The sequence below is a fragment of the Microbacterium sp. MYb66 genome, assembly GCF_002979435.1.
Taxonomy (GTDB): domain Bacteria; phylum Actinomycetota; class Actinomycetes; order Actinomycetales; family Microbacteriaceae; genus Microbacterium.
On the sequence record NZ_PCOV01000007.1, the window covers coordinates 183,562 to 201,277 of the forward strand.

The window sequence follows — 17,716 nt, forward strand, 5'->3', positions numbered from 1 at the left end:
GGGTGTGGACCGGGTCATCCGGTCCGCACCCTCACCGTTCTGCTCAGTCCTGGGGCGCGCGCGAGGGCGAGGCGCCGATGTCCGGGACCGGGGCGGTTCCCAAGTGCACCTCCAGGTCGTCTGCCGTCGGCGTCTTCGGGCGCCGGGCGGTCGGCCGGTCGAGGTAGAACATCGCTGTCGAGGCGATGTCGTCCCGCAGTGGGAGGTACCGCCAGCCGCTGCGCCAGCCGAGTGCCTGGATGTCGACCTTCGGGATGCCGGTGGCGAAGTGGATCGGGTCGAGCAGGTGCCAGCGATACATGCCGAAGCGCTGCTGCGACACGTAGAGACCGTCGGGGCGGATCACCTGCGGCATCCCGAGATAGGGCGTCGAGAAGGCGGTGTATCCCTGGCCGGGGATGTCGAAGTTCCAGGCGCCGCCGAAGTAGTCCTCGGTGCCGGTGCCGCAGATGGTCGGGTGGTCGGTGTCGTCGTCGAGGTAGAACTTGATCTCGCCCTCCCCCCACCAGCCGTTGGAGTTCACGCCCCACGCGATGTAGGTGCCGACGTACTGCCCCTGGCCTTCGATGCCCTCGAGGATCACGTGCGGGGTGAGCTCCTCGAGCGGGTTCGAGCGCCGCCACTGCGCGTGGAAATAGGCGTCGTCCGAATGGTCGCCGCCGATCTCGTAGGTCACCTGGTAGTACACGCGCACGTCGACCACCGAGGTGTTCTCGACGGTCAGGCGCGCGCCGTCGCGGAACGGCATCGGCCAGTACGAGTTGAAGCCGCCGTGCGGGTTGGCGGCGATGGTCTGCGAGTTCACCTGCGCGAACACGCCCCAGCCGTTGCAGAAGAAGTCGCCGTAGGGCACCTCGACCGCCGGCTCCTCCGCGCCGTCCCAGTAGGCGCGGAGGAGGAGCGTTCGCCAGTTGTCGGTGTGCGTGGTGATCCAGATATGGGTGATCTTGCCCGGCCCGTGGATGTTCGCGAGGTCGAACGTCTCGCCCGCCTTGATGTCGACGCTCGGGGAGATCTTCCAGCCGGGACCGAGGTCACGGGCGCAGGAGGCGCCGGTGCCCTCCGTGGCACGGGCGCCACCGCCCGCCGAGCCGTCGAAGTTCTCGGGTGAGATGGATCGGGTCTGCACCGGTCGCAGCGCTGCGAGGGATGCCAGGTCAGAGGGGGCAGAAGTCATGGCCGCCAATGTAATCGATTTCATCTGAGATCACCAGAGAAGCGACGCGCGCGATACTGTTGCTTCACGTCCGGCGTGATCGGACAGGCAGTGAGGGTGCATGACCACGATCTACGACGTCGCCGAACTCGCAGGAGTGTCTCCCGCGACGGTCTCGCGCGTGTTCAACGGCACGAGCGTGTCGGAAGAGAAGGTCGCGGCGGTGCGCGACGCCGCGGCGAAGCTGAATTTCACTCCGAACCGCACGGCGCGCACACTGCGCCGGCAGAGCTCCGAGGTCATCGCCCTCGTCATCCCCGACATCGAGAACCCCTACTTCACCGAGATGGCCCGTGGCGTCGAGGATGTCGCCTCCGAGGCGGGCTACTCGGTCGTGCTCTGCAACTCCGACGCGCAGATGGAGAAGGAGGCGACTTATCTTCGGATCGCGATCGCCGAGCACATGTCCGGCGTGATCATCGCGACCGCCGACGAGCACTCCGATCTCGACACGATCCTCGCCACCGGCCGCCCGGTCGTCGCCGTCGACCGCAGCACCACCTATGACATCGACGGCGTCGTGATGGCCAATCGCGCGGCCGGCACCTCGGCGACCCAGGACCTGATCAACGCCGGCCACCGGCGCATCGCCTACATCGGCGGGCCGGAGCACATCGACACGGCGGCCGAGCGCGCGGCAGGATGGCGCTCCGCGCTCGCCGCCGCGCACCCGGATCTCGATCTCGACGAGCTCGAGCGTTTCGCGACCTTCCGCGTGGACGGCGGGCGAGCCGCGATGGAGGATCTGCTCGCGCTGCCGGAGCCGCCCGATGCCGTGGTCGCCGGCAACAACCTCATCGGCGTCGGCGCGATCCAGGTGCTGACCGAGCACGGGCTCACCCCACCGGAGGTCGGCGTCGCGGTCATCGGCTCGCTCCCGTTCACGACCCTGTCGCCCACGGCGGTCACCGTGGTCCGCCTCCCCGCACGGCACATGGGCGTGACGGCCGCGCGGATGCTGCTCGAGCGCATCAAGGGCGATCAGCAGCCTGCGCGCACCATCGTGCTGCGCAACGAGATCCAGCCCGCCAGCCCCCGCGCCTGAGCGGCGTCAGCGAGACCCCCAGAAGCGCATCGCCAGATTCGCGACCTCCTTGTCGAGGTCTTCCAGCCGACGGTCGATCGAGCCGAGTCGGGCATCGAACTTGGCGTCCATGCCGTCGAATCTCGCGTCCATGCCGTCGAATCGTGCCTCGAACTTGGCGTCCATGCCGTCGAGCTTCGCGGACAGCTCGCCGCGGAGGGACGTGATCATCCGGTCGTTCTGTCGGATGAGCAGTGTGAGCGAGCCCAGCATGAAGGCGGCGAAGACGCCGATCAAAGTCCAGACCTGAGGCTCGTTCATCTGCATGGCTCCATCCTGCGTGGGAAATGCCAGGTTGTCACGGTATTCCGGTGCCGCAGAGGCGGGAATCCACGAAGCGTGTGGAGTGTGTGGTTGCCCGCTGAAGGTGCAGGACGAGTGGAACTTCTTGCGGCATGAAATCGATTTCGCGTACAGTGGCCACAGGTTTCGGATTCTGTGCACGGCTTCGAGGAGGACTCATGCGCTGCACCCTCGGGGTGGACATCGGCACATCCAGCAGCAAGGGCGTGCTCGTCGGGCCCGACGGCGCGATCCTCGCCACGGCGACGCGTGCGCACGAGGTCAGCCGTCCGCACACCGGCTGGGTGGAGATGGACGGCGACGTGTGGTGGGACGAGTTCGTCTCCCTCGCCCGCGAACTGCTCGCCGCCACGCCGGATGCCGACATCGTCGGCGTCGGAGTGAGCGGCATGGGCCCGTGCATCCTGCTGGCCGATGAGCGCGACGTGCCCGTGCGTCCGGCCATCCTCTACGGGGTCGACACCCGCTCGACCGCGCAGATCGACCGGATCACGGCGGAGCTCGGGGTCGACGAGATCGCCCGGGTCGGCGGCTCGACCCTGACCTCGCAGGCCGGCGGTCCGAAGATCGCCTGGGTCGGCGACGAGGAGCCGGGGGCCTGGTCGAGGGCGCGGCGTCTCTACATGCCCGCCTCGTGGCTGGTCCGGAGACTGACCGGGGCCTACGTGCTCGATCACCAGTCCGCCAGCCAGGTCTCACCGCTCTACGACATCGACGGCGCGCGCTGGCACGACGCGTGGTGGGAGCGGTATGCGGAGCCCGTCGAACAGCCCCCGCTGCTCTGGGCGGGCGAGGTCGCCGGAGCGGTGACCGCGCACGCGGAATCCGTCACCGGGATCCCCGCGGGCACCCCGGTCGTCGCGGGCACGATCGACGCCTGGACCGAGGCCGTCAGCGTGGGCGCGCACGAGGTCGGCGACCTCATGCTGATGTACGGGACGACGATGTTCATGGTCTTCACGAACAGTGTCGCGACCGGGGAGGAGACTCTGCGGACCCCGTCGATGTGGACCACGGCCGGTGCCTTCGCGGGGACCCGCAACCTCGCGGGCGGTCTGTCCACCTCGGGTGCGCTGACGGCCTGGCTGAAAGGCCTCACGGGGGCCGACTATCCCGAACTGCTGGCCGACGCCGAGACCGCGGGACCCGGCGCGCACGGACTGCTCGTGCTGCCGTATTTCGCCGGAGAGCGGACCCCCATCCAGGACCCCGATGCCCGGGGGGTGATCGCGGGTCTCACCCTGGAGCACACGCGCGGCGATCTGTACCGCGCGGCGCTCGAGGCCACCGCGCTCGGCGTGCGGCACAACGTCGAGACCATGCGCGCCGCCGGCGCCGACATCCGCCGCATCGTCGCGGTCGGCGGGGGCACGCAGGGGCGGCTGTGGCTGCAGATCGTCTCCGACGTCACCGGTCTCGTGCAGGAGGTGCCGGAGACCACGATCGGCGCCAGCTACGGGGCGGCCTTCCTCGCCGCGACTGCGACGGCCGAGCCGGACGAGACGCCGGCGATCGCCGACTGGAACCCGATCGCGGAGCGCATCCGACCCGATGAGGCGCTCCGATCGTTCTACGACACCCTCTTCGACCGCTACGTGCGCCTATACGAGGACTCGAAATCCGTCATCCACGATCTCGCCGCCGCGCAGCGCGGCGCCGCACCCATCCCAACCCCGGAGGCATCATGACCACCTACACCCTGCCCGCCCGGGCATCCCGACCCACGTCCGCGCCGAAGACGGCGTACCTGATCACCTCCGGCGACCTGCGCGAATCCGCGAACGTCGCGGGGTGGCCCACCCAGGTCGAGCTCGAGACCGGTGTCACCGGCGTGCTGGACGAGCTCGGCTGGCAGGTCGTCCGCCCCTTCGGCGTCGACCCGGAGACCGGCCACGGATTCATCTCCAGCCAGCGCATGGGCCTCGAGGTCTTCAAGAGCATCCCGGTGGACGCCCCGCTGGTTGTGGCGATCGCCAACTGGCAGTACTCCCACCATGTGCTGGCCGGCCTGCGCACGCACGAAGGACCGATCCTCACGGTCGCGAACTTCGCCGGCGACTGGCCGGGACTCGTCGGACTCCTCGGCCTCAACGCGGGGCTGACCAAGATGGGCAAGCCCTACGCGACGACCTGGTCGGTCGATTTCACCGATGACTGGTTCAAGGACGGCATCAGGGAGTGGACCGAGACCGGCACCATCACCCACGACGCCTCGCACGTGCGCGCGCTCCCGGCGCTGCCGGACAGCCCCGAGAAGCAGCTGGGCGAGGCGCTCGCCGCGGAGCTGCTCGCCGAGAAGGCCATCATCGGCGTCTTCGACGAGGGCTGCATGGGCATGTACAACGCGATCTTCGACGACGAGCTGCTGAACACGACCGGCATCTACAAGGAGCGTCTGTCGCAGTCGGCCCTGTACGCCGAGATGCTGAACGTCACCGACGAGGAGGCGGATGCCGCCTACGACTGGCTCATCGATCGCGGGATGACCTTCCGATACGGCACGGATGCCGCCACCGAGCTCACGCGCGAGCAGGTGCAGTGGCAGATGAAGATGTACATCGCCGCACTCCGCATCGCCGATGACTTCGGCCTCGACGCGGTCGGCATCCAGTACCAGCAGGGGCTGAAGGACCTGGTCCCGGCCTCCGACCTGGCCGAGGGCATCCTGAACTCCACCGAGCGTCCGCCGGTGACCTCGCGCGACGGATCGCGCGTGCTCCATGAGGGGCGAGCGTTCCCGCACTTCAACGAGGCCGACGAAGGAGTCGCCGTCGACGCGCTCGTGACCGATCGGGTGTGGCGGGCGATGGGGCTCGTCCCCGACAACACGCTGCACGACGTGCGCTGGGGTGAGGACTTCGACGGCCGGTTCGTGTGGGTCTACGAGATCTCCGGCTCGGTCCCCGCCTCGCACCTGGGCGGCTGGCAGAACGCGGAGGGGTGGCGTCAGGGGCACGTCTTCTTCCCCGCGGGCGGCGCGACGATCAACGGCGTCTCGAAGCCGGGGGAGATCGTGCTGTCGCGCGTGTTCATCGCCGACGGCATCCTGCAGGCGGACATCTTCCGCGCGTCGGTCGTCGAGCTGCCGGCCGAGGAGACCCGGCGGCGCAAGGACGCCACGAACCCGGAGTGGCCGATCGCGCACGTGGTGCTGCACGGCATCTCGCGCGACCAGTTCATGGCTCGCCACAAGGCCAACCACGCGCAGCTCGTCTACGCGCCCGACGCGGAGACGGCGGACAGGGCGCTGATCGCCAAGGCCGCGATGTTCGCGGGAATGGGGATCCGCGTGAACCTCGTGGGGGACGTGACGGTCTGAGCGAACCGGGGGAGAACTAGATCGCTACAGTTGGGGGCATGTCCAAAGCGAAGCGCGTGACCATCACGGACATCGCCAGGCTCGCCGGAGTGTCGCCCGGTGCCGTGTCGTTCGCGCTCAACGGGCGGCCGGGAGTCAGCGAGCAGACCCGCCAGCGCATCCTCGACATCGCGGAGGAGCACCAGTGGCTCCCGAGTTCCGCGGCGCGGGCGCTCGTCGGCTCGCGCGCCGGCGTCATCGGATTCGCGGTCAACCGCTCCGCCGGCACGCTCGGCGCCGAGGCGTTCTTCACCGACCTCATCGCGGGGGTGCAGTCCGCGCTGGCCGAGCATCGCATCGCGATGCAGATGGTGCTCGTGTCATCCGTCGAGGACGAGGTCGCGACCTACCGTCGCTGGCACAGCGCCAACCAGGTCGACGGCGTGATCGTGATCGACCCGCGGGACGACGATCCCCGTCTCCCCGTGCTGCGCGATCTCGGTATGCCTGCGGTCGTGATCGGCAGCGATGCCTCGGAAGACGGGCAGCCCGCCACGATCTGGCTCGACGACAGCCAGGTCGCGCATTCGCTCTTCGACTACCTCGTCGCGATCGGCCATCGCACGATCGCCTACGTCGCGGGTCCGGCAGAGTTCCAGCACACCCGCCTGCGCACCGACGTGCTCAGCGCCCTGAGCGCTCGGGGGGTCGCCGGCGAGACGATCGCGACCGACTTCTCACCGGCCGCCGCATCCGCCACCATGCGCCGCCTGCTCAGCCGGGCCGACCGGCCGACCGCCGTCGTCTTCGACAACGACGTGATGGCGATCGCCGGGCAGCGGGTTGCGCAGGAGATGGGGCTGTCGGTTCCCGGAGACCTCTCGATCGCCTCCTTCGACGACTCGGTCGTCGCTGGTCTCGTGCATCCCTCGATCACCTGCATCACGCGCGACACGTTCGCGCTGGGGGCGGATGCCGCGGCCTTCCTGCTCGAGCAGATCGATGCTCCCGCGCTGCTTCCCGACCGTGGTGCCCCGGTGCCGCAGCTCACCGTGCGGGAGAGCACCTCGGCACCGCGCTGAACACGCGGCGCCGCCTGAGACGTTCGCGCGAACCCCGTCGGCTCAGACGACGGTGTTCCGCGAGGCGTACTCGGTGCGCTCGACCACCGGGCGGACGAGCTCGGTGATGCCGCGGGCCGCGAGGATCTCGGGCTTCGCGGCATCCGCGGACGTGACGATCGCGGGGTCTGCTCCGCCCTCGCACGCATCGACCCAGGCCTGGAAGATGGTGCCGCCGGGACTCATGGCTCCTCGGCTGATCGGCGTCTCGTCCTCGTCGACCTCGACCACGATGCCGAGGGTGCGGGCCGGGGCGGCCCGTCGCTCCCGCAGCTCGGGGATCAGCTCGGCGAAGCGGCGGCCGATCGGCTTGGCCTCGCCGTTCTGGTCGACCAGGCCCAGCGTGTACTCGAGCTCGGGGAAGTCCGCGAGGCTGCGGCTCACGTCGTGCGAGCACCACCAGGTCACGCCCCACAGGTTCTCGGTGCGCGCGACCGAGCGCAGCGTGGCCTCCAGGAAGTCGGGCGTCTGCTCCGGCGTCAGGCAGTTCGACGGAGCGCCGACCTCCTGCAGCCAGATGGGCTTCGCGGGGTCGACCGCGAAGCCGCGGGCGAGCTCGATCATGTACTCGGCGTGCCGGTCGGATGCCACGGAGCGGCCGCCGTATCTCTGCGCGGTGCCGTTGAAGATCCAGGAGTGCACGGTCGTGATGTCGCCCAGGCGCGACGCGAGCGCGGGGGTGAAGCCGTGGCCGTCCATGTACCAGGCGGCGTCGTACTCGCTGTGCACGTGCTGCTGGGCGGGGGCTGCGGCGTGCGCGGCATCCAGCAGGGTGGTGATCCAGTTCGCGGCCTCGGCCTCGGTGACCGGCCACGGGGAAGGATGCGTCTGCGCCGAGAACTGGTTGGTCTCGTTGCCGAGCGTGAAGCCCAGGAAATTGGAGGCGCCGCCGAGCCGTTCGCCGAGACGGGTCACGAGCTCCGCCTGGCCGCTCAGCGCATCGGGGTGCGTGAACATGTTCTTGTCGTGCCAGGTGAACAGCCACGAGGGGATGAAGTCGAAGCTCGACAGGTGCCCCTGGATCACGTCGACGCTCGCGTCGAGCCCGAACTCCGCGGCGACGTCGATCACGGCGCGCACGTCGGCGACCGCTTCGTCGCGGATCAGGGTGCGGTTCGGCTGCAGCACGGTCCACAGCGGGAAGACCCGCACGTGGTCGAGGCCGAGCGCGGCGAGGGCGGCGAAGTCGCGACGGACCTCGTCGAGGTCGAGAGACATCCACGCGTGCATCCACTGGGAGCGCGGGGTGTAGTTGGCGCCGAAGCGCAGGGGAGCGGTGGGCGTGGTCATCGCTGTCCTTTCGAGATCGACGGGGGAGGTCCGGAGGTGGACGCCTCGAACGCCGATATGGCATGCTATGGTCACTATATCGTTTTAGTAGGGGTTGTCACAGTGACTCGAACGAGACGCCGCAGCCTGGATCACTTCGAAGGAGAATGTCCATGAAGATCCGCACCAGTGTCGCCGCAGGCATCGCGGTGGCCACAGCATTCGCGCTCACCGCCTGCACGGGCGGCGCCCCGACCTCCGGCGGGTCCGCGGCGGACGGGGAGGTGAAGGGCGAGATCTCCTTCCAGACCTGGTCGCTCAAGAACGACAAGTTCACCCCGTACTTCGAGGGCGTCATCGACGCTTTCGAAGAGGAGAACCCGGGCACCACGGTGAAGTGGATCGACCAGCCGGCCGACGGCTACGAGGACAAGATCCTCCAGCAGGCCGAGTCCGGCGAGCTGCCCGACGTCGTCAACCTCCCGCCCGAGTACGCGTACTCGCTCGCCTCCGCCGGCCAGCTGCTCGACCTCGGGAGCGCGTCGAGCATCATCGACGACTACGTCGACGGCGGTGTCGCGGCCTACACCTACGACGGCATCGACGGCTCGTTCGGGTTCCCCTGGTACCTCGGCACCGAGCTCAACTACTGGAACAAGGCGCTCCTCGCGCAGGGTGGCGTCACGGAGACCCCGCAGTCCTTCGAGGACACGATGGACGCGGCCGAGCAGCTCGCCGCCGCCGGCATCCAGACGATCTCCGATGTGCCCAGCCCCAAGTCGCTCCAGATCATGGTGTCCGACGGCGGCGGCACGCAGGATGTCTACAAGGACGGGAAGTTCGTCTTCAACACCCCCGAGGCCGTCGCGATCGTCGAGCGCTACGCCGAGCTCTACAAGGCCGGGGCCATCTCGCCCGAGGCTCTGCAGAACGCCGGGACGGCGAACGCCAACATCAACAACTTCAACAAGGGCACGGTCGCCTGGGCGACAGCCGGGCCGAACTACATCGACAAGGATGTCGCGGTCAACGCCCCGACGCTGCTCCCCGACGTCGACGTGACCAACGGCTTCGGCAACCCGCCGCTGTTCGTGCAGGGCATCAGCGTCTCGGCGAACTCCGACAACGCGGCCACCGCGCTCGCCTTCGCCGAGTTCCTCACGAACACCGACAACCAGATCGAGTTCGTCAAGCTCGCCACCGGCTTCTTCCCCGGCACCAAGGCCGCCAACGACGACCCGTCGGTGTTCGCGGAGACCGCGCAGAACGAGATGCAGGCTGTCGCGAACGATCTCGCCGCCTCGCAGATGAACGACGCCAGGATGCTCGGCGCCCCGCAGTTCACCGAGGCGATGGAGACCTACGCCAAGCAGCAGATCGCGCTCGCGGTCAAGGGCGACATCTCGGCCCAGGAGGCCCTGGACAAGGCCGTCGAGTACGCGGAGCAGAACGTCGTCGGCTGAGCCGGCGACGACGAGACGAAGGGGGTGGACGCCTCATGAGACGACAGCGCTGGTACACGCCGTACCTGCTCGTACTGCCGGGTGTGATCTGGGTGTTCGTGTTCGCCCTCTGGCCGTTCCTGAACACGATCGGACTCGCGTTCACGGATGCCCGCCCCCTTCGTCCCGCCCAGTTCGTCGGGCTCGACAACTTCGAGAAGATGCTCGGCGACGACCGGTTCGGCTACGCGCTGACGACGTCGCTCGTCTACGTGGTGGTGTGCGTGCCGCTGCTGACCTTCCTCCCGCTGCTGCTCGCGCTCCTCGTGCACAACAAGATCCCCGCGATCGGGTTCTTCCGCACGACGTTCTACTTCCCCGTCATCGCATCGGCGGTCGTGGTGGCGATCGTGTGGGAGTTCCTCTTCTCCGGCAGCGGCACGATCAACTCGGCGCTGAGCTTCTTCGGGCTCATCGACCGCCCGGTGGAGTTCCTCTCCGACCGCTGGCTGCTGATCGGCTGCGCCATCGGGCTCACGGTCTGGAAGGGCCTCGGGTACTACATGGTCGTGTACCTCGCCGCCCTCGGAAACGTCGGCCGCGAGCTGCACGAGGCCGCGGCGATGGACGGCGCCGGACGCTGGCGCCGGTTCTGGTCGGTCACCGTCCCCGGTGTCCGCGGGCCGATGATGCTCGTGTCGGTGCTGGTCTGCGTCGGTGCGATGCGCGTGTTCACCGAGCTGTACGTGCTCTCCAACGGCTCGGGCGGTCCCGGCGGTCAGGCCATGAGCATGGTGATGCTCATCCAGTCGATGGGCAAGGGGCTCAACGGCCAGGTCGGCTACGCGTCGGCCATCTCGCTCGTGCTGTTCCTGCTGACGCTCGTTCCCCTGGCGATCGTGGGCATCGCGAACAACGGCGACACCATCAAGGAGGCGCTCGCCGGACGGCGCGCGGCCAAGGACGCGAAGCTCGCCCGGATCGCCGCCGCTGAGGAGGCCATGCGATGACCACGACCCGGCCCGCAGGGCGACCCCTCGCGGAGGGGACCGACGAGGCGATGACGACGCGCGCCATGACCACGCACGAGAGCTCGCCCCGGGAGCGGAGAGACCGGCCGTACCGCACCCGCGGATCCGCCGACATCATGAAGCCCTCGCTCGGCGGTCTGATCGGCAAGTACGCGCTGCTTCTGGTCGTGCTCGCCATCATGGTGTTCCCCTTCCTGTGGCAGATGTCCACGTCGTTCAAGGGCGCGGCCGAGAACATCTACGACTTCCCGCCGTCGCTGATCCCGAAGGCGCCGACCCTCGACAACTACGCCGAGGTGTTCCGCACGATCCCGGTGCTCGACTACGCCTGGCACTCGCTGCTGGTCGGCGTGGGCACCGTGCTCACGAACGTCGTCTTCGCCACGATCGGCGGCTACGCGCTCGGCACCATGAAGTTCCGCGGCAAGTGGATCGTGCTCGCCATCTTCTTCTCGACGCTGCTGATCCCGGGCGAGGTCACGCTGACGAGCCAGTACCTCACCGTCAAATCGCTCGGCCTCGCGAACACCCTGTGGGGCGTGTTCCTCCCCGGAGCGATCGCGGCGATCAACGTGCTGCTCATGATGGCCGCGTGCCGCATGATCCAGCCGGACACCCTGGATGCCGCGACCATCGACGGCGCCAACACGATGCAGCGTCTGCGCCACATCGTGTGGCCGAACGTCCGCGGCATGGTCTCCGTCGTCGCCCTGTTCGCCTTCATCGGCGCCTGGGACGACTTCCTCTGGCCGCTCGTGGTGCTGTCGGATCCGGCGAACTACACCCTGACCGTCGGCATGCAGTATCTGAGCTCGAACTTCGCCGCGAATCCCCGTGTGATCGCCGCGGGCACGATGATCGCGCTGGTCCCGATCATCCTGCTGTTCGCCGTTCTGCAGAGGCAGTTCTTCAAGGGCGTCGAAGAGGGAAGCGTCAAGGGGTGAGTGCGATTCCGGATGGCGCTGAGAAGCGTGCCCGATGGTCGGCGATCCCGCAGCCGACGACGATCGAGCTCGCTACCGGGCTGTGGCGACCGTCGTCCGTGCGGGTCGTGGCCGAAGACCCGAGGCTCGCCCGGGAGGCGTCCCGTCTCGCGGCTGAGCTCGACGTGCTCGGCATCTCGAGCGGAGACGATCCTCTCGGGCGACCGGGACGCGACGGTCCCGTCATCCGACTGCAGCAGGACGACAGCGGTGGAGAGTCCTTCGAGATCGAGGTCGGATCCGACGTCGAGATCTCTGCGGGGTCTGCCGTCGGGGTCTTCCGTGCCAGCCGTCAGCTGCTGCACAACCTGCGCGCGCAGGGCGGCGTCCCGCGGGGTCGGGTGTCGTCCGCGCCGGTGGTGAGGGAGCGCGGCTTCCACCTCGACGCCGCCCGCAAGCACTTCCCGGCAGCCTGGATCATCGACCTGCTGCACGCGCTCGCCGACGTGGGCATCACCACGTTCCAGTGGCACGTCTCCGAGAACGAGGGCTTCCGCATCGGATCCGAGGCCTTTCCCGAGATCGTGTCGGCCGACCACGTCACCCGCGCCGAGGCGATCGAGGTGGCGGATGCCGCCGCGGACCTGCACATCGACCTCGTACCCTCGCTCGACATGCCGGGCCACCTCCGGCACGTGCTCGCCGCGCACCCGGAACACCGGCTCCCCGCGCCCGGCGGCCTGCCGACCGACCACGCGCTCGACGTCACCAGCGGCGAGGCGGTCCGGTTCGCGCGAGCGCTGATCGACGACGTCGCCGTGCTGTTCCCGCGGAGCACGCACTGGCATCTCGGCGGAGACGAGTTCGTGGACTTCGCCCGGATCGACGAGTACCCCGCGCTCGCCGAGGCGGCTCGTGAGCGCCACGGCCCGGGATCCACCGGCTTCGATCTGCTGACCGCGTTCGTGAACGACATCGCGGGGCACCTCCGCGCGAAGGGGTTCGCCCCGCGGGTCTGGAACGACGGGATGCTCCGCAGTGAGGCCGTCGTCCTCGACCCGGACCTCGTGCTCACCTGGTGGACGAACTGGCACGCCGAGATGCGACCGCTCGACGCCGCGATCGAGTCGGGCCACCCCCTCGTGAACTTCCACGACGCGCTCTTCTACTACGTGCTCGGCGAGAAGGCGGGGTACACGTACCCGACCAGCGGGCGCATCTGGGAGGCCGACTGGCACCCGGGGCTGTTCCCCGCGCTGCCGGGCGGGTTCCGCCAGGAGATCGCGCCGCCCTTTCCGCCGGCCCTCATCGGGGCGTCGTTCTCGGTCTGGTCGGATGACGCGTCGGCGCAGTCGCCGGACGAGGTCGCGACCGGCATCCGCGGGCCCCTCCGGGCCATGGCCGAGCGTGCATGGAACGGCGGGAGCAGCCTCTCGCACGACGAGTTCCGCGCGATCGACACGGCCATCGGGCAGGCGACCGGTGTTGCGACCACCCCTGTGCGGTCGGCCGGGTAGCGTCGAGCCCATGTGCGCCGAATCGATTCATACAACGTCTTAGAAGTCCCTTCTCATCACCCTCACCACCCACCGTCGAGCCGGAGATCCCCATGCATGACGACACCTCGCTCACCGTCGGCCGCGTCAAGCGGGTCCTCGAAGAGCGCATCCGCCCGGCCATCCATTCGGCGGCGGTGCCGCTGCACGTCGAGATCCACGAACTGCCCGGCGAGCCGATCGCTCCGGCCGAGGGGCTCGCCCTCGCCTTCGAGCCCGCCGTCGTCGGAGCGCCCTGGGGTCCCGCGTGGGGCACCACCTGGTTCAAGCTCACCGGACGCGTGCCCGCCGAGTGGGCGGGGCGCCGCGTGGAAGCGCTCATCGACCTCGGCTTCGACGTGAACATGACCGGCTTCCAGTGCGAGGCGCTCGCGTACCGTCCGAACGCCGCAGGGTCGGACCCGATCCCGGTGAAGAGCATCAACCCGCGCAACCAGTGGGTGCCCATCACCGAGACGGCTGCGGGCGACGAGCCCGTCGAGCTGTACCTCGAGGCCGCCTCCAACCCGGTGCTGCTGGACTACCACCCCTTCCTGCCGACGCAGGAGGGCGACATCCTCACCTCCTCGAAGGAGCCGCTCTACCGCGCGCGGCGGATGGACCTGGCCGTGTTCGAGCAGGAGGTCTTCGACCTGTCGCTCGACCTCGAGGTGCTGTTCGAGCTGCAGGCGGAGCTGCCGCCCACGTCGCCGCGCCGGATGCGCATCCTGCAGGCCATGGACGACGCGCTCGACGTCCTCGACCTGCAGCGCATCGTGGACACCGCGCCCGACGCCCGCGCCCGTCTCGCCGGCGTCCTGGCCGCTCCCGCCGAGGCGAGCGCGCACCGCATCTCGGCCGTCGGGCACGCGCACATCGACTCGGCGTGGCTCTGGCCCGTGCGCGAGACGATCCGCAAGGTCGCACGCACCACCTCCTCGATGACGACGCTGCTCGAGGAGCAGCCGGAGTTCCAGTACGGCATGTCCAGCGCGCAGCAGTACGCCTGGATCAAGGAGCACCGCCCCGAGGTGTGGGAGCGGGTCAAGGCCGCGGTCGCCGACGGACGCTTCCTGCCCCTCGGCGGCATGTGGGTCGAGTCCGACACCGTGATGCCGACGGGCGAGTCGCTGGTGCGGCAGTTCTCGCACGGACAGAGGTTCTTCGAGCAGGAGTTCGGCATCCGGTCGAAGGGCGTGTGGCTGCCGGACAGCTTCGGGTACTCGCCGGCCCTGCCGCAGCTGATGCGCCGTGCCGGATTCGAGTGGTTCTTCACGCAGAAGATCTCGTGGAACCAGCAGAACGTCTTCCCGCACCACTCGTTCCTCTGGGAGGGCATCGACGGCTCGCAGGTGTTCACGCACTTCCCGTCGATGGACACCTACAACTCGCAGCTGAGCGGCATGGAGGTCGCGAAGGCCGCCCGCCAGTTCAAGGAGAACCGGCTGAGCTCGCGGTCGATCGCCCCGGTCGGCTGGGGCGACGGCGGTGGCGGCACGACGCGGGAGATGACGGGCAAGGCCGAGCGTCTGCGCGACCTCGAGGGCAGCGCGCAGGTCGTGTGGGAGCATCCGGATGTCTTCTTCGATGCCGCCAGGGCCGAGCTGCCGCATCCGGCCGTCTGGGTCGGCGAGCTGTACCTCGAGCTGCACCGCGGCACGCTCACCAGCCAGCACGCCACGAAGGCGCTGCACCGCTGGGCGGAGCACGCGCTCGTCGAGGCCGAGCTGTGGGCGGCGACGGATGCCGTGCGCACCGGTGCCGTCTATCCCCAGGCCGAGCTCGACCGGCTGTGGAAGGCCGTGCTGCTGCACGAGTTCCACGACATCCTGCCCGGCACCTCGATCGCCTGGGTGCACCGTGAGGCCGTCGCGGTGCTCAGTGACGTGTTGTCGGATGCCCAGGACATCGCCGTCGCCGCCCGCCGTTCGCTCGCCGGCGAGGGCGACCGGGAGCTGCAGTTCGAGCCGACCTCGGTCGGCCGCGGCCGCGCGCTCGGGGCGGCCTTCGTGGCCGAGCCCACGGCGGCGCCGGTCTCGCTCACCGAGGAAGACGGCGGCTGGCGTCTGGAGAACGAGCTCGTCTCCGTGCTCGTGTCGGCCGAGGGCCTGATCGTCTCGGCGGTCGACAAGGCATCGGGGCGCGAGGCGGTCGCCGCGGGCATGGCGGCGAACCTGTTCCAGCTGCACCAGGACTTCCCGAACATGTGGGACGCGTGGGACATCGACCGGTACTACCGCAACAGCGTCGAGGACCTCACCGCCGTCTCGTCCATCGAGGCGTCGATGGTGGGCCGCGCCGCGCGGATCGTGGTCGTGCGTCCGTTCTCGGAGTCGACCGTCGAGCAGACGATCATCCTCCACCCGGAATCGCGCACCGTGCTGCTGCGCAACGAGGTCGACTGGCACGAGACCGAGAAGCTGCTCAAGCTCGCCTTCCCGCTCGACGTCCAGGCCGCGCACACCGAGGCTGAGACGCAGTTCGGGTACCAGTCGCGCGTGACGCACACGAACACCAGCTGGGAGGCGGCGAAGTTCGAGACCTCGATGCACCGCTTCGTGCTGGTGCGCGAGCAGGACTTCGGAGTCGCGCTCGTGAACGACTCGATCTACGGCTACGACACCTCGCGAGAGGTGTCCGACGACGCCGTGACGACGACCGTGCGGCTCTCGCTGCTGCGGGCTCCGCGCTTCCCCGACCCCGACACCGACCACGGTCACCACGAGATCGAGGTCGGCTTCGTGATCGGAGCGGATGCGGCGATCGCCACGGCCGAGGGCATCCGGATCAACGCGCTTCCGAGCGTCGTTCGCGGAGCACGCGAGGTCGAGCCGCTGGTGTCGGTCGAGGGCGAGGGCATCGTCGTGTCGGCGGTCAAGCTCGCCGACGACGGCTCCGGCGACGTGATCGTGCGCGTGTACGAGGCGCTCGGACGGCGTGCGACCGGCGAGCTGTCGGTCGGGTTCGAGCACCGTGAGGTGCGCGAGGTGAGCCTGATCGAAGACGACATCGACGACGCGCGGCTCGGCGGCGAGCTGAGGCTGCGGCCGTTCGAGGTGCGCACTCTGCGCATCGCTCGCTGAGACGGGCGCCGGCCTGTCGTGACGACCGGCCATTGCGGCGGCGGGCGAGCGGGTGGACGATGGCGGGATGGCGAGCATCGACGACGTCCGGGCGATCGCCCTCGCCCTCCCCGGGGCCGAGGAGTCGGTGAGCGGTCACACCGGCGAGGCGGCGTGGCGGGTCAAGAGCGGGCAGTTCGCCTGGGTCCGCGGGCCGAGCGCGACGGATCTGCGGCAGCTCTCCGAGCTCGGGCGGGACTGGCCGGCAGGCCCTGTGCTCGCGGTACGCGTGGGCGACCTCGGTGAGAAGGAGGCCCTGCTCGCGGCCGAGCCCGAGGCGCTGTTCGCGATCCCGCACTTCGACGGATACCCCGGGCTGCTCGTGCGGCTCGACGTCGTCGACCGCGATCGGCTGGAGGAGATCATCACCGATGCCTGGCTGGTGCGGGCGCCCGCCGGCGTCGCGAAGGAGTGGCTCGCGGAGCGCGGGCTGGGCTGAGACGCGCGTCGCGAGCGGTCAGCCGGCGGCGGTCAGGAACGGTCGCGCGGCGTCGAGGAACGCGCGGGGCTCGTCGGCCCAGAAGCGGATGCTCGTGACTTCCTGCCGCCCGCCGCGGGGTGCGAGCCCCGGGAGACGGATCGTTGTGAAGTCGGAGTGCGATCAGGCCGGATCGAGCCGGAGCACGTCGGGGGATTCCCCGCCCGTGAGGTCGTCGGCGATGCGGAGGCTGCGCGCCAGGTCGTCGAGCGCGCCGGTCAGCGTGCCGAACCGCTCCTTGTCGCTGCACACCGCGGTCAGCGTCACCAGATGCGTACCCGTGTCCCAGGTGTACGTCGCGAACGGCGGAGACGCGGGCGACGGCGGCATCGGCACGAGCAGCTTCTCGCCCACGCCGAGGCGGGTCGGGAACGACTCCGTGTCGTCGTAGTCCATCGGCATCGAGGCGCGTGCGATGCGCACGTCCGGGGTCAGGACCTGAGCGGTCGCCATCGCCACGACCAACTCCGGCTCGGCCTTCCACGTCCACACGAGCACGCGTCCGTCCGCCCGCTTCATCAGCATCGGCGCCGCCTGGCTCATCGCCCACGCGCCGAACCGCGAGCCCGGCCGCTCGGTCGCACCCACGGCGGCGTTGACCTGGCCGAGCAGCATCCGGATGGCCGCCTTGCGGTGCCGACGGCCCTTCCACCCGAGCGAGTCCGTCACGGGAATCCACAGCTGGGGATCGGCGTCGGCAGTCAGTCGCATGGCTCCACGCTAACGGCTGAGACTGGGGGATCCCGGTACGCCGGTACGCCTCGGCCGTCTGATCAGGGCCCTCGGGTAGAGTGGCCAGCGCCCGACCAGGGCTCTTCCTTGGCCGCCACATCGTAAGGCAGCATGTCTGTGACCTCCTCCGACGATCCGATCGATCCGTCGAGCGGCCCCGCC

14 protein-coding genes are annotated in these 17,716 nt (G+C 69.3%); 10 read left to right on the top strand and 4 right to left on the bottom strand.

From position 1 onward, the window contains the following. Window positions 1-43: 43 nt before the first annotated feature. Window positions 44-1,177: a glycoside hydrolase family 172 protein gene (locus CQ045_RS14655; RefSeq protein WP_105724974.1), complete on the bottom strand. Its 1,134-nt coding sequence runs from the start codon at window positions 1,175-1,177 to the stop codon at window positions 44-46. 100 nt (window positions 1,178-1,277) lie between these two features. Between CQ045_RS14655 and CQ045_RS14660 the strand changes: the two genes are divergently transcribed. After that, on the top strand, window positions 1,278-2,261 hold the full coding sequence (locus tag CQ045_RS14660; protein WP_105724976.1) for a LacI family DNA-binding transcriptional regulator: 984 nt from the start codon (window positions 1,278-1,280) through the stop codon (window positions 2,259-2,261). 6 nt (window positions 2,262-2,267) lie between these two features. On the opposite strand, the gene CQ045_RS14665 is transcribed toward CQ045_RS14660, so the two are convergent. Further along, window positions 2,268-2,567, bottom strand: a complete 300-nt coding sequence (locus CQ045_RS14665; RefSeq protein ID WP_105724978.1) for a hypothetical protein — start codon at window positions 2,565-2,567, stop codon at window positions 2,268-2,270. 194 nt (window positions 2,568-2,761) lie between these two features. Here CQ045_RS14665 and CQ045_RS14670 point away from each other — a divergent pair, with 194 nt between their 5' ends. From CQ045_RS14670 to CQ045_RS14680, 3 genes are read left to right on the top strand one after another with little or no spacing between them, the layout of a single operon-like run. Next, a complete protein-coding gene (locus CQ045_RS14670; protein ID WP_105724980.1) occupies window positions 2,762-4,291 on the top strand; it encodes an FGGY-family carbohydrate kinase in 1,530 nt (509 codons plus the stop codon). Then, complete coding sequence (locus CQ045_RS14675) at window positions 4,288-5,922, top strand: fucose isomerase (RefSeq protein ID WP_105724982.1); 1,635 nt, start codon at window positions 4,288-4,290, stop codon at window positions 5,920-5,922. The genes CQ045_RS14670 and CQ045_RS14675 overlap by 4 nt, the downstream gene beginning before the upstream one ends. Before the next feature lie 38 nt (window positions 5,923-5,960). Then, entirely contained in the window at window positions 5,961-6,983 is a 1,023-nt protein-coding gene (locus CQ045_RS14680; RefSeq protein WP_105724984.1) for a LacI family DNA-binding transcriptional regulator, read from the top strand. A 42-nt stretch (window positions 6,984-7,025) separates the two neighbouring features. Here CQ045_RS14680 and CQ045_RS14685 read toward each other — a convergent pair whose 3' ends face one another. Then, window positions 7,026-8,312: a glycosyl hydrolase gene (locus CQ045_RS14685; RefSeq protein WP_105724986.1), complete on the bottom strand. Its 1,287-nt coding sequence runs from the start codon at window positions 8,310-8,312 to the stop codon at window positions 7,026-7,028. A 152-nt stretch (window positions 8,313-8,464) separates the two neighbouring features. Here CQ045_RS14685 and CQ045_RS14690 point away from each other — a divergent pair, with 152 nt between their 5' ends. From CQ045_RS14690 to CQ045_RS14715, 6 genes are all read left to right on the top strand, one after another. Continuing rightward, window positions 8,465-9,754 carry an ABC transporter substrate-binding protein gene (locus tag CQ045_RS14690; protein ID WP_105724988.1) on the top strand — a complete coding sequence of 430 codons (1,290 nt, stop codon included), beginning with the start codon at window positions 8,465-8,467 and terminating at the stop codon, window positions 9,752-9,754. 35 nt (window positions 9,755-9,789) lie between these two features. Next, complete coding sequence (locus CQ045_RS14695) at window positions 9,790-10,743, top strand: carbohydrate ABC transporter permease (protein ID WP_105724990.1); 954 nt, start codon at window positions 9,790-9,792, stop codon at window positions 10,741-10,743. After that, complete coding sequence (locus CQ045_RS14700) at window positions 10,740-11,708, top strand: carbohydrate ABC transporter permease (RefSeq protein WP_258131082.1); 969 nt, start codon at window positions 10,740-10,742, stop codon at window positions 11,706-11,708. The genes CQ045_RS14695 and CQ045_RS14700 overlap by 4 nt, the downstream gene beginning before the upstream one ends. Further along, window positions 11,705-13,204: a family 20 glycosylhydrolase gene (locus CQ045_RS14705; protein ID WP_105724992.1), complete on the top strand. Its 1,500-nt coding sequence runs from the start codon at window positions 11,705-11,707 to the stop codon at window positions 13,202-13,204. The genes CQ045_RS14700 and CQ045_RS14705 overlap by 4 nt, the downstream gene beginning before the upstream one ends. A gap of 92 nt (window positions 13,205-13,296) precedes the next feature. Beyond that, the gene (locus tag CQ045_RS14710; RefSeq protein ID WP_105724994.1) at window positions 13,297-16,305 is read left to right on the top strand and encodes a glycoside hydrolase family 38 C-terminal domain-containing protein; all 3,009 of its coding nucleotides are present in this window, start codon (window positions 13,297-13,299) and stop codon (window positions 16,303-16,305) included. A gap of 67 nt (window positions 16,306-16,372) precedes the next feature. Then, window positions 16,373-16,783 (top strand): MmcQ/YjbR family DNA-binding protein, encoded by a 411-nt coding sequence (locus CQ045_RS14715; protein ID WP_105724996.1) that lies wholly within the window; start codon window positions 16,373-16,375, stop codon window positions 16,781-16,783. A 162-nt stretch (window positions 16,784-16,945) separates the two neighbouring features. Here the strand turns inward: CQ045_RS14715 and CQ045_RS14720 are convergent, their stop codons facing one another. Next, entirely contained in the window at window positions 16,946-17,533 is a 588-nt protein-coding gene (locus CQ045_RS14720) for a hypothetical protein (protein WP_105724998.1), read from the bottom strand. Between the last annotated feature and the right edge of the window lie 183 nt (window positions 17,534-17,716).

Bases quoted from the DNA above. Each gene is read 5' to 3' on its own strand.
- CQ045_RS14655 (WP_105724974.1), bottom strand. From the start codon at position 1,177: ATGACTTCTGCCCCCTCTGACCTGGCATCCCTCGCAGCGCTGCGACCG.
- CQ045_RS14660 (WP_105724976.1), top strand. From the start codon at position 1,278: ATGACCACGATCTACGACGTCGCCGAACTCGCAGGAGTGTCTCCCGCG.
- CQ045_RS14665 (WP_105724978.1), bottom strand. From the start codon at position 2,567: ATGCAGATGAACGAGCCTCAGGTCTGGACTTTGATCGGCGTCTTCGCC.
- CQ045_RS14670 (WP_105724980.1), top strand. From the start codon at position 2,762: ATGCGCTGCACCCTCGGGGTGGACATCGGCACATCCAGCAGCAAGGGC.
- CQ045_RS14675 (WP_105724982.1), top strand. From the start codon at position 4,288: ATGACCACCTACACCCTGCCCGCCCGGGCATCCCGACCCACGTCCGCG.
- CQ045_RS14680 (WP_105724984.1), top strand. From the start codon at position 5,961: ATGTCCAAAGCGAAGCGCGTGACCATCACGGACATCGCCAGGCTCGCC.
- CQ045_RS14685 (WP_105724986.1), bottom strand. From the start codon at position 8,312: ATGACCACGCCCACCGCTCCCCTGCGCTTCGGCGCCAACTACACCCCG.
- CQ045_RS14690 (WP_105724988.1), top strand. From the start codon at position 8,465: ATGAAGATCCGCACCAGTGTCGCCGCAGGCATCGCGGTGGCCACAGCA.
- CQ045_RS14695 (WP_105724990.1), top strand. From the start codon at position 9,790: ATGAGACGACAGCGCTGGTACACGCCGTACCTGCTCGTACTGCCGGGT.
- CQ045_RS14700 (WP_258131082.1), top strand. From the start codon at position 10,740: ATGACCACGACCCGGCCCGCAGGGCGACCCCTCGCGGAGGGGACCGAC.
- CQ045_RS14710 (WP_105724994.1), top strand. From the start codon at position 13,297: ATGCATGACGACACCTCGCTCACCGTCGGCCGCGTCAAGCGGGTCCTC.
- CQ045_RS14715 (WP_105724996.1), top strand. From the start codon at position 16,373: ATGGCGAGCATCGACGACGTCCGGGCGATCGCCCTCGCCCTCCCCGGG.
- CQ045_RS14720 (WP_105724998.1), bottom strand. From the start codon at position 17,533: ATGCGACTGACTGCCGACGCCGATCCCCAGCTGTGGATTCCCGTGACG.